The 9,820-nt window shown below is 68.1% G+C and carries 11 protein-coding genes; 6 read left to right on the plus strand and 5 right to left on the minus strand.

The window, feature by feature from the left end; translation table 11 throughout:
- Positions 1–146: 146 nt before the first annotated feature.
- Together MSZK_RS27965 and MSZK_RS27970 are read right to left on the minus strand one after the other, a co-directional pair.
- Positions 147–605, minus strand: a complete 459-nt coding sequence (locus MSZK_RS27965; RefSeq protein ID WP_099251786.1) for a MaoC family dehydratase — start codon at positions 603–605, stop codon at positions 147–149.
- A gap of 19 nt (positions 606–624) precedes the next feature.
- Positions 625–2,454 carry an acyl-CoA dehydrogenase gene (locus MSZK_RS27970; protein WP_099251787.1) on the minus strand — a complete coding sequence of 610 codons (1,830 nt, stop codon included), beginning with the start codon at positions 2,452–2,454 and terminating at the stop codon, positions 625–627.
- Between the two features lie 261 nt (positions 2,455–2,715).
- Here MSZK_RS27970 and MSZK_RS32500 point away from each other — a divergent pair, with 261 nt between their 5' ends.
- Positions 2,716–2,853, plus strand: a complete 138-nt coding sequence (locus MSZK_RS32500; protein ID WP_158230651.1) for a hypothetical protein — start codon at positions 2,716–2,718, stop codon at positions 2,851–2,853.
- A complete protein-coding gene (locus MSZK_RS27975) occupies positions 2,854–3,486 on the plus strand; it encodes a TetR/AcrR family transcriptional regulator (protein ID WP_099251788.1) in 633 nt (210 codons plus the stop codon). It abuts the gene before it with no gap.
- On the opposite strand, the gene MSZK_RS27980 is transcribed toward MSZK_RS27975, so the two are convergent.
- Positions 3,476–4,000 carry a dihydrofolate reductase family protein gene (locus tag MSZK_RS27980; protein ID WP_099251789.1) on the minus strand — a complete coding sequence of 175 codons (525 nt, stop codon included), beginning with the start codon at positions 3,998–4,000 and terminating at the stop codon, positions 3,476–3,478. The two genes, MSZK_RS27975 and MSZK_RS27980, sit on opposite strands and share 11 nt — an antisense overlap.
- Before the next feature lie 62 nt (positions 4,001–4,062).
- On the opposite strand from MSZK_RS27980, the gene MSZK_RS27985 reads away from it, so the two are divergent.
- Genes MSZK_RS27985 through MSZK_RS27995 form a run of 3 tightly spaced genes read left to right on the plus strand, consistent with a single transcriptional unit; the run spans position 4,063 to position 7,117 of the window.
- Positions 4,063–4,905: a PaaI family thioesterase gene (locus MSZK_RS27985; RefSeq protein WP_233211555.1), complete on the plus strand. Its 843-nt coding sequence runs from the start codon at positions 4,063–4,065 to the stop codon at positions 4,903–4,905.
- Between the two features lie 5 nt (positions 4,906–4,910).
- Complete coding sequence (locus tag MSZK_RS27990) at positions 4,911–6,074, plus strand: acyl-CoA dehydrogenase family protein (RefSeq protein WP_099251791.1); 1,164 nt, start codon at positions 4,911–4,913, stop codon at positions 6,072–6,074.
- Positions 6,071–7,117 (plus strand): acyl-CoA dehydrogenase family protein, encoded by a 1,047-nt coding sequence (locus MSZK_RS27995; RefSeq protein WP_099251792.1) that lies wholly within the window; start codon positions 6,071–6,073, stop codon positions 7,115–7,117. Before MSZK_RS27990 ends, MSZK_RS27995 begins: the two co-directional genes overlap by 4 nt.
- On the opposite strand, the gene MSZK_RS28000 is transcribed toward MSZK_RS27995, so the two are convergent.
- Positions 7,111–8,007 (minus strand): LysR family transcriptional regulator, encoded by an 897-nt coding sequence (locus tag MSZK_RS28000; RefSeq protein WP_099251793.1) that lies wholly within the window; start codon positions 8,005–8,007, stop codon positions 7,111–7,113. The two genes, MSZK_RS27995 and MSZK_RS28000, sit on opposite strands and share 7 nt — an antisense overlap.
- Positions 8,008–8,079: 72 nt before the next feature.
- On the opposite strand from MSZK_RS28000, the gene MSZK_RS28005 reads away from it, so the two are divergent.
- A complete protein-coding gene (locus tag MSZK_RS28005; protein ID WP_199203522.1) occupies positions 8,080–9,096 on the plus strand; it encodes a DMT family transporter in 1,017 nt (338 codons plus the stop codon).
- Here the strand turns inward: MSZK_RS28005 and MSZK_RS28010 are convergent.
- Positions 9,023–9,805: a crotonase/enoyl-CoA hydratase family protein gene (locus tag MSZK_RS28010; protein WP_371411399.1), complete on the minus strand. Its 783-nt coding sequence runs from the start codon at positions 9,803–9,805 to the stop codon at positions 9,023–9,025. The two genes, MSZK_RS28005 and MSZK_RS28010, sit on opposite strands and share 74 nt — an antisense overlap.
- Between the last annotated feature and the right edge of the window lie 15 nt (positions 9,806–9,820).

The following is a 9,820-nucleotide window of genomic DNA, read 5'->3' on the forward strand; positions in this document are numbered from 1 at the left end:
CCAGCGCGGCGACAAAACCACCCGGACCTACCGCCCCCGCGAACCCAAACCGCCATCATGAGTGTCAGCGATGTCCCAAGACATAAGTGTCAGCGATGTCCCGAGACACCACACGTCGCTGGGCGGCGGTTAGCGCGCCGAAGTCGTTAAAAGAGCGCGCGCACGATCATCTCGGCCACCGCGGCCGGCTTGTCGACGCCGTCGATCTCGATGGTGTGCTTCACCGTCAGGTTGACCGTGGTGTCGTCCACCTTGTCGGCGCCGATGAGTTCGGAGCGCACCCGCACGCTGCTGTCGACCGGGACGGCGGCCACGAACCGGACCTTGTTGAGGCCGTAGTTGATGGCCATCTTGGCGTTTTCCAGCCGGAAGTTGTCCTTGGACAGTGCCGGGACCAGCGACAGCGTCAGGAAGCCGTGCGCAATCGGTGTGCCGTAAGGGCTTTCGGCCTTGGCCCGCTCGACGTCGACGTGGATCCACTGATGGTCCCCGGTGGCGTCGGCGAAGTCGTTGATCCGCTTCTGGTCGATCTGCAGCCACTCGCTGACGCCGAGTTCCTGGCCGACCGCGGACACCGCGTCGTCGATGGACGTGATCACCTTCATGGGCACACGATAGCCAGCGTCAGAAGGCCTCTTCGCGCAGGTCCATGATCGTCAGGTCGATGGACTCGGCGATCTGGCGCTCGGCGGCCAGCCGGGGCAGCACGTTGGCGGCGAAGAAGGTCGCCACCGCGACCTTGCCGCGGTAGAAGGCCTCGTCGCGCGGGTCGGGATCGGAGTCCAGCGCCTGCAGCGCGATCTCGGCCTGGCGCAACAGGAACCAGCCGATCAGCAGATCGCCGACCGCGAGCAGGAAGCCGACCGATTCCAGGCCCACCCGATAGAGCTCACGCGCGTCGTCTTGGGCGCCCAGCAGGTAGCCGGTCATCGCCGTCACGATGCCCCGCACCTGATCCAGCGCGCCGGCCAGCGCGGCCCGGCCGGCCGCCAGCTCGGCTCTGGCGTCCGGGCTGTCGACGAACTTCTCGATCTGGGTGACGACATGCGCCAAAGCCCCGCCCTGGTCTCGGGCGATCTTGCGGAAGAAGAAGTCCTGGGCCTGGATGGCGGTGGTGCCCTCGTAGAGGGAGTCGATCTTGGCGTCGCGGATGTACTGCTCGATCGGGTAGTCCTGCAGGAAGCCCGAGCCGCCGAACGTCTGCAGTGACTCGGTCAGGCACTGGTAGGCGCGCTCGGATCCGACGCCTTTGACGATCGGCAGCAGCAGGTCGTTGACCCGTTCGGCCATCGACGCGTCCGCGCCTGAAACCACTTGGGCCACAGCCGGATCCTGATGGGCGGCGGTGTAGAGGTACAGCGCACGCAGGCCCTCGGCGTAGGCCTTCTGCGTCATCAGGGCCCGTCGTACATCGGGGTGGTGGATGATCGTCACCCGCGGTGCGGTCTTGTCGGTCATCTGGGTCAGGTCGGCGCCCTGCACCCGGGTCTTGGCGTACTCCAGGGCGTTGAGATAACCGGTCGACAACGTGGCAATCGCCTTGGTGCCCACGAACATCCGGGCGTATTCGATGACTTTGAACATCTGCGCGATGCCGTTGTGGACGTCGCCCACCAGCCAGCCGACCGCAGGCGTGCCGTGCAGTCCCAGGCTGAGTTCGGTGGTGGCCGACGCTTTGAGGCCCATCTTGTGTTCGAGGTTCGTGACGTAGGCGCCGTTGCGGGCGCCCGGCTCGCCGGTCTCGGGATCGGGCAGGAACTTCGGGACCACGAACAGGCTCAGGCCCTTGGTGCCGGGCCCGGCGCCCTCGGGCCGGGCCAGCACCATGTGCAGGATGTTCTCGAAGAAGTCGCCGGTGTCGCCGTTGGTGATGAAGCGCTTGACACCCTCGATGTGCCAGGTACCGTCGCCGGCGTCGACAGCCTTGGTGCGCCCGGCACCGACATCGGAGCCGGCGTCCGGCTCCGTCAGGACCATGGTGGCGCACCAGTTGCGCTCGGCGGCCAGGCTCGCCCAGTGCTGCTGCTGGGCATTGCCGATGTGGAACAGGATGTTGGCCATGATCGGGCCGGCCATGTACATGAACACCGCGGGGTTGGCCCCCAGCACCAGCTCGTCGATCGCCCAGGCGACCATCGCCGGGGCCGGAACGCCGCCGACCTCCTCGGCCAACCCGATCCGGAACCACTCCCCCTGCTGCCACGCCCGCATCGACTTCGTGAACGGTTCGGGCAGCGTCACCGCATGGGTACCCGGGTCGAAGGTAGGCGGATGCCGATCGGTCTCGGCGAACGAGTCGGCCACCGGCCCCTCGGCCAGCCGGGCCGCCTCGGCCAGCATCTCGCGCACCGAGTCGGAGTCCAGGTCCGGGTAGTCGTCGAGCGTCTTCGCCAAATCGAGCAGCTCGAAGAGGTTGAACTCGAGATCGCGGACGTTGCTCTTGTAGTGGCCCATCGCTTGCGTCCTTCTCATCGCCGGCTGCCTCAACCCTAGCCCGGGTGGCCGGTCTGATCAGGGAGTTCAGCCGGCGCTGAGAAATATGATCTGGATCATACAAAGCGTCTTCGTGCCTGGTCGGCGCCAAGGTCACAAGGACTGTTTTCCAGCCGTTAACGTCGGCGACAACATCGAGGTTGCACTAAGAGCGTTCTAATCTTATGGTCGTAAGCATACTTATGGAGTCGGTCGCCCGACCCACCCCGCGAGGAGACAGACATGTGGCTGATCGAGCTGAACATCGCCGGCCACCGGTTCACGCGCCAGGTGCCCGACCGGCGCCGGCAGCTGTTCGGACGCAGCGCACGCGCGCTGACCTGGCGGGGTGGCCATGTCCGGGAAACCCCCGCCGCCTGAATGACCCCGACACCGCCGGCAACCCCCCGCCGAGCTCGCGGCTCCACCCGCACCAAGATGCTGGTGAGCGCCGCCGAGGTGCTGCGCGAACGCGGCGCGGCCGGGGTGACCATCGACGAAGTCCTGGCCCGCAGCGGGGCACCGCGCGGGTCGGTGTACCACCACTTCCCCGAGGGCCGCAGCCAGCTGCTGCGCGAGGCACTCGACTTCGCCGGCTATGAGATCAGCGCCAGCCTCGACGAAGCCGCCCAGGAGAGCACCACGGTGCTGCTGCGCCGGTTCGTCGATCTCTGGGAAAACGCGCTGCTGACAAGCGATTACACCGCCGGATGTCCGGTGCTGGCCGCCGCCGTGGGCTCCGGTGAGGACGAGAACCAGCTCACCTCGGTCGCCGCGGACATCTTCGGACGCTGGCGGGAGGCCGCCAAGGCGTGCTACGTGCGCGACGGTTTCGAGGCAGCCGAGGCCAGCGCGCTGGCCGACACCACGCTGGCCGCGATGGAGGGCGCGGTGGTGCTGTGCCGCTCCGCGCGCAGCCTGCAGCCCCTGCACGACGTCACCGCCCAGCTGGAATTCCTGATCAAGGCAAAGGAATTCGTGACGAAGTTCGGTGTCCCGACGCTCAACGCCTGAACTGCCAGCGGGCACAGACGAAATCGCCGTTGACACCGGTCTCGGCGAGCACCCACTCCGAACGCAGCGGCAGGACCGGCGCACCCGAGCCCAGGCTGCACGGCGCATACGACACGACCAGCTCGTCGACCAGCCCCGCCGCCACGAACTGCGCCCCGACGTCACCGCCGCCCATCACCCACACGTCCCGCTCACCGGCGGCCTCCACCAGCCGCGGGTGCAGATCGGTCACCGGGCCGGCGAACGCCGTCACGGGGTGACCGTCGGCGATGATCTGCGGGCGGTGGGTCAGCACCCAGCTGGGCTGGCTGTACATCCACTCTCCCGGCTGATCGGCCAGCAGCCACTCATAGGTCGCCGACCCCATCACCAGCGCTCCGATGCCGGCATTGAACGCCCGGTAGCCGAACGGTCCGTCGATGTCGATGTCACGCGAGGTCAGCCAGTCCAGGCTGCCCGCGTCGTCGACGATGAACCCGTCCAGGCTGGAGGCGGTGAAGTACACAGTGGCCATGGCTGCCGAGTATGGTCGGCCCGTCTGACACGGAGCCGACCGCTGGTGCTGGAATACAACGTGTGACGACGTCCGACCCATCGACCGAAGCGCTGGATCCGGAAACCCCGGAAAGCGTGCTGACCCGGTTCGGCATCCAGACGCTCGACGAGAACTTCACCGAGTTCACCGTGGTGGCCTCGATGCCGGCGGGACACCTGACCAACCCGTTCACCGGCATGCCGACCGTCGGGCCGCTGGCCATCCTGGTCGACGACGTGGGCGGGCGGGCCAATTTCTACCGTCGCGGCTCGGGACAATGGACGGTGTCCAGCGAACTGACCGTGGAACTCAGTCCCGACGGCATCGAAAGCCTGCAGGCCGCTCCGGACGAGCCCGTGGTCGCTGCCAGCCGCCCGCTCGGCCCGCACGGGGCGACGCTGCTGGCCATCTGCACCCTCAGCCACCGGGGCACCACGATCGGGGGCGGCACGGTGCGGACGGTGGCGATCGCCGGGGGACCCGACGGACCCATCGACCGCGGACCCGACACCGTGACGCGCACCCGCCAGACCCCGCTGGCCGACCTGATGGCCGTCGACCCGCAACCGGCCGAGTCCGGCACCTACCGACTGACCCAGCGCCCGGATTCGATCATCAACAACCTGATCGGAATCGTGCACGGCGGGGTCAGCAGCGCAGGCCTGGAACTCGTGGCCTCCGCGGCGATCAACCACCAGCAGACCGACCCGCTGCGGACCGCCTCGATCCGGGTCAACTTTCTGCGACCATTCTTCGCCGGCGCCCGATCCCGTTATGAGGGAACGGCGTTGCGTATCGGCCGAAACTCCGCGATCGGTGACGCGCAGGCGGTCGGCGAGGACGGCAAGGTGGCGATCCTCGCCCGGGTCACCGGTTACCGGTGAGCGCCATGATCGACGACTTCGCCGCGCTGTGCGCCAACGAACCCGACCTGGCCGCGCTGCGCGCCTCGGTGCGGACTTTCCTGTCCGCTGATCGCGACGAATTCGGTTGGCAGCCAACGGTCGACGCCTGGCTATCCAGCTGGGACGAGGATTTCAGCGCCCGGCTCGGTGACGCCGGATTCCTCGGCCTGACCATTCCCCGGGAATACGGCGGACACGGCCGCAGTCACCTGCACCGCTATGTGGTGACCGAAGAGCTGCTGGCCGCCGGCGCCCCGGTGGCCGCCCACTGGATCGCCGACCGCCAAGTCGCGCCCGGCCTGCTGGCCTACGGTTCGCAAGAGCAGCGTCACCGGCTGCTGCCGCGAATTGCCGCGGGCCGGTATTTCTCCGCGATCGGGATGAGTGAACCTCAGGCCGGTTCGGACCTCGCCGCGTCTACCGCCAAAGCGGTGCGCGCCGACGGCGGCTGGGTGCTGTCGGGCACCAAGGTGTGGACCAGTGGTGCGCACCTGGCGCATCAGATCGTGGTGCTGGCCCGCACCAGTGCGATGGACCCGGCCCACCGGCACGCCGGCTTCAGCCAGTTCATCGTGCCGACGGAGAGCCCCGGGGTCACGATCAGCCCGATCGTGCTGATGTCCGGCGAACACCATTTCAACGAGGTGACCTTCGACGAGGTGTTCATCAGCGACGAGAACCTCCTGGGCGAGGTCGGCGCCGGCTGGCACCAGGTCACCGCGGAGCTGTCCTTCGAGCGCAGCGGCCCCGAGCGGATCCTGACCACCGCCCCACTGCTCACGGCGCTGGTGCGGTTGCTGGCCGCCCAGGACGATCTCGACGACCATGCCGCCGCGGCCGTCGGCGACCTGCTGGCCCGGGCGATCTCGTTGCGGCAGTTGTCGATCTCGGTGGCCCGAGCGCTGGCCGCCGGGGAGTCGCCGGTGAACGAGGCGGCCCTGGTCAAGGACCTCGGCACCCGCTTCGAGCAGGAATCGGTGGACCTGGCGGCCGATCTGTTCTCCTACGTCGCGACCGACACCCCGGGGCGCGAGCAAGTGACCGCCCTGCTGGATGTCGCACGATTGCACGCTCCGCTGTTCACGTTGCGCGGCGGAACCAACGAGGTGCTGCGCGGGGTGGTCGCGCGGGGGATGGGGTTGCGGTGACCCGGACGTTGACCGGCGGGGTGTTCGGACCCGTTCGCGCCGCAGCGGATTTCGCCGATCTACGGCAGCTGGCCGAGGACATCGGCGCCCGCTCGTTCGACGACCGGATCGGCCACCGCGGCCTGCCGGACGCCTTCGACGCGACGGCGTGGCGTCATCTCCAGGACGCCGGGCTGACCCACCTGACGAGTGATCCCGAATCCGGTGGCGGGCCAGCCGAATCGGCCGTCGTCCTGCGGGCACTGGCCCGTCATGCCGTATCGGTTCCCTTGGCGGAGAACGATGTTCTGGCCGGCTGGCTGGCCGCCAGGGCTGGAATCGAGCTGCCCGACGAAGGCCCATTGACGATCGCGTTCGGTGATGCCGGGGCGACAACCGTCACGGGTGTGCCGTACGCCGGTGCCGCGGCCGCGGTGCTGCTGGCCCTCCGCGACGGTCCCGACCTGAAGGTCGCGATCACCAAGCCCTCGGCAATCACGAACGGCCACAACATCGGTGGCGAGCCGCGCGACACGCTGAACGTCGGCGCCGAAGCGTTCGTCACCGTCAACGGCACAGCCGACGAACTACTGCGGCGCGGCGCCTGGGCCCGTTGCGTACAGTCGCTGGGCGCGCTGGACGCGGCGGTTGAGTTCTCGGTGGCGCACACCAGAGAGCGTGAGCAGTTCGGCCGCCCACTCAGCGCCTTTCAGGCGGTGCAACACACTCTGGCCGCGATGGCCGGTGAGGTCGAGCGCGCCCGGGCGGCCACCGAACTCGCCGTCGCGGCCGTCACCGACCACGGATTCGGCAGCGCCCAAGCCGATTACGCGGTCACCGTTGCCAAAGTGGTGATGGGCCGTGTCGTTCCGAGCGTCGTCACCGCCGCCCACCAACTGCACGGGGCCATCGGGGTGACACTCGAGCACCGGCTGTGGCCGGCGACCATGCGGGCGCGCGGCTGGATCGACGAGTTCGGCGATACCGCCTCGTACGCGCGACGATTGGGCCGGATGGCGCTGACAGCAAGCGACCCGTGGGACTTCGTCGTCGGATGTTACTGAGCGACCACTTCCCTGGCGAGAGTCTCGAGGATCTCGATCACCTGCGCAACGGCCGGACGCGCGGCGGCTCCGGCCCGGGTGACCGCTTCGATCCGGCGTGCGATCCGGACCCCGTTGAGCGGCTTGCGGATCAGGGCTCGGGTGGTGTGGACGTAACGCGGGAGTAGCGCAATTCCGATCCCAGCGGCGACCATTTCTTCGACCACACGGAAGTCATTGACTCGCTGAACTATTCGCGGCTGGACTCCGGCAACGGTCGCCAGAGAGCGCAGAACATCGTCGACCATCAATCCGCCCTCGACACCGATCCAGGGCTCGTCGGCCAGCTCGCGCAGCGTGATCCGCTTGGCATCGGCCAGCCGATGATTCTGCGGCAGAAGGATTTCCAGCGGTTCACGCAGTAGTGGCGTGGCCTCGATCCGCGGCCCCCATGGGCTGATGTCGCGTTCATCCCGGTGCACGACGACGATGTCGAAATCGGCGAGCTGAGCGGGTGCGTTCACGGCGGGCTGATCGATATCGCGGCCCAGGACAGCGACACCGACGTCGGCGGCGCGGGTGATGAGCCCCGCGAGCAACATGGCGGCACCCGAGGGAAACATGGCGACCCGCACCGTGCCGCGCGGGGTTGAGCGGTAGGCATCCATATCCGCCTGCGCCCGGTCGAGGGCCGCGAGAATCTCGTCGACCCTCGCAACCAGGGTGCGGCCGGCATCGGTGAGCCGCACCCGTCGCCCGTCGGGTTCGAGGAGCAGGACGCCGGCTTCCCGCCGCAAGATCTTGAGCTGCTGGGACACCGCGGACGGCGTCAGCGACATCGCCTCGGCGACCGCGTGGACGGTACCGCGTTCGGAGAGCTCACGCAGCAGGCGCAGCCGCATTATGTCCATGTAGAAATACTACTGATTTGGTTAAAGATGTATCGCTTGTCTAATCAGTTGTCGCCTGGACACCATGTCGGCATGCTCGCGCCCCGCCGTGTCGACCCGGCTCTGCTCGCCGTCGCCGCTCTTTGGGGGTCGAGTTATCTGGCGGCCAAGGACGTCGCAACCCCCGATGCCGTCTTCGGCTTTCTCACCCTCCGATTCGCCGTTGCCGCAGTCGGTCTCGCCGTCGCGCTAAGCCCGCGGTTACGCCAGATCAGCCGTGCCGAAGTCGTCCTCGGAGCTCTGTTTGGAGCGATCCTGGGCGTCGTCCTCACGGTGGAGACGTTCGGGCTCACCATGACGTCGGCCTCCAATGCGGGGCTGATCATCTCCCTGACCATCGTCATGACTCCGCTGCTCCAGCAGGGCATCCAGCGCACCCGCCTACCGGTGCCGTTCTACGGGGCCACCGCGATCGCCGTGCTCGGGGTCGGACTGCTCACCCAAAGCGCGCGGTACAGCGCACCCGGCGTCGGCGACCTGTTGATGCTGGTCGCCGCCGCCGCCCGCGCCTGCCACGTAGTCGTGATGGCGCAGCTGTCCCGGGGGCGGCGCCTTGACTCCGGACGCGTCACCGTCGTGCAAATCTGCGTCTGTCTTGCGTTGTTCGCCACAGCCGCGCCACTCACCGGCCGGGATGTCGCCGACGTCGCCGTCGGATTCTCGGTCGAGGACTGGCTCGTCACTGCCTACCTCGCACTGGGATGCACGGTTTTCGCCTTCGCCGTTCAGGCGTGGGCGATCCAACGGACATCACCGGCTCGAGTCAGCCTGCTGCTGGGTACCGAACCGCTGTGGGCGGCGGGAGCAGGCATCATTGTCGCCGGCGACCCGCTCACCGTGATCGGAGCAGCCGGCGCGATCCTGGTGTTGACCGGAACCAATTGGGGCAGAGGGCTTGTCGGAAGGTCAGACGCAGACCGGGATCTCGGTGACGGCGCTCGGGTTGTTGCCGATCGCCGCGGTCCATCGCTCGGGGTCAGCTACCCGTCCAGTTCGGAGCGCGCTTCTCGGCGAAGGCGACCGCGCCTTCCCTGGCGTCGTTGGACGTGAACACCGGCATCATGATCTTGCCCTGTTTCTTCCACTGCTCGTCGGGCGACCAGGCCCGCGACTCGGTGATGATCCGCTTGGTGGCCGCCACCGCGAGCGGGCCGTTCGCGGTGATCCGCTCGGCCAGTTCGATCGCCGCCTCGAGCGCATGTCCGGGTTCGGCCAGCACGTTGACCAGACCCAGCTCGTGGGCCCGCGCGGCGGGCAGGTTGTCGCCGGTCAGCGCCAGCTCCATCGCGATCTGGTACGGGATGCGCTGCGGCAGGCGCAGCAGCCCGCCGCCGCCGGCCACCAGCCCACGCTTGACCTCTGGGATACCGAAGGCGGAATCGTTGGCCGCCACGATCAGGTCGGTGGCCAGCGCCAGCTCCGTGCCGCCGGCCAGCGCATAGCCCTCCACCGCCGCGATCAGCGGCTTGAGCGGCGGGCGCTCGGTGAAGCCCAGGCCGCGCCCCTCGGCCACGACGTTCTCGCCGCGCGCGAACGCCTTGAGATCCATGCCCGCGCAGAACGAACCGCCCGCGCCGGTCACGATGCCCACCGACAGGCCGGCGTCGTCGTCGAGCTCGTCCATCGCGGCGGCCAGGCCGTTGCTGACGGCAGCGTTCACGGCGTTCTTGGCCTTGGGCCGGTTGATGGTGATGATCAGGATGCGACCGCGACGCTCGGTGAGGACGGCGGGCTCTTCGGTAATGGCGTTTTCACTCACGTTTGTCATGGTAAC

This window comes from Mycobacterium sp. shizuoka-1, assembly GCF_002723835.1.
GTDB lineage: Bacteria > Actinomycetota > Actinomycetes > Mycobacteriales > Mycobacteriaceae > Mycobacterium.

What these genes read in the sequence shown, in the direction of transcription:
- MSZK_RS27980 (WP_099251789.1), bottom strand. Translation starts at nt 4,000, where the DNA reads ATGGCCACTGTGTACTTCACCGCCTCCAGCCTGGACGGGTTCATCGTC.
- MSZK_RS27990 (WP_099251791.1), top strand. Translation starts at nt 4,911, where the DNA reads ATGATCGACGACTTCGCCGCGCTGTGCGCCAACGAACCCGACCTGGCC.
- MSZK_RS27970 (WP_099251787.1), bottom strand. Translation starts at nt 2,454, where the DNA reads ATGGGCCACTACAAGAGCAACGTCCGCGATCTCGAGTTCAACCTCTTC.
- MSZK_RS32500 (WP_158230651.1), top strand. Translation starts at nt 2,716, where the DNA reads ATGTGGCTGATCGAGCTGAACATCGCCGGCCACCGGTTCACGCGCCAG.
- MSZK_RS27965 (WP_099251786.1), bottom strand. Translation starts at nt 605, where the DNA reads ATGAAGGTGATCACGTCCATCGACGACGCGGTGTCCGCGGTCGGCCAG.
- MSZK_RS27975 (WP_099251788.1), top strand. Translation starts at nt 2,854, where the DNA reads ATGACCCCGACACCGCCGGCAACCCCCCGCCGAGCTCGCGGCTCCACC.
- MSZK_RS28005 (WP_199203522.1), top strand. Translation starts at nt 8,080, where the DNA reads ATGCTCGCGCCCCGCCGTGTCGACCCGGCTCTGCTCGCCGTCGCCGCT.
- MSZK_RS28000 (WP_099251793.1), bottom strand. Translation starts at nt 8,007, where the DNA reads ATGGACATAATGCGGCTGCGCCTGCTGCGTGAGCTCTCCGAACGCGGT.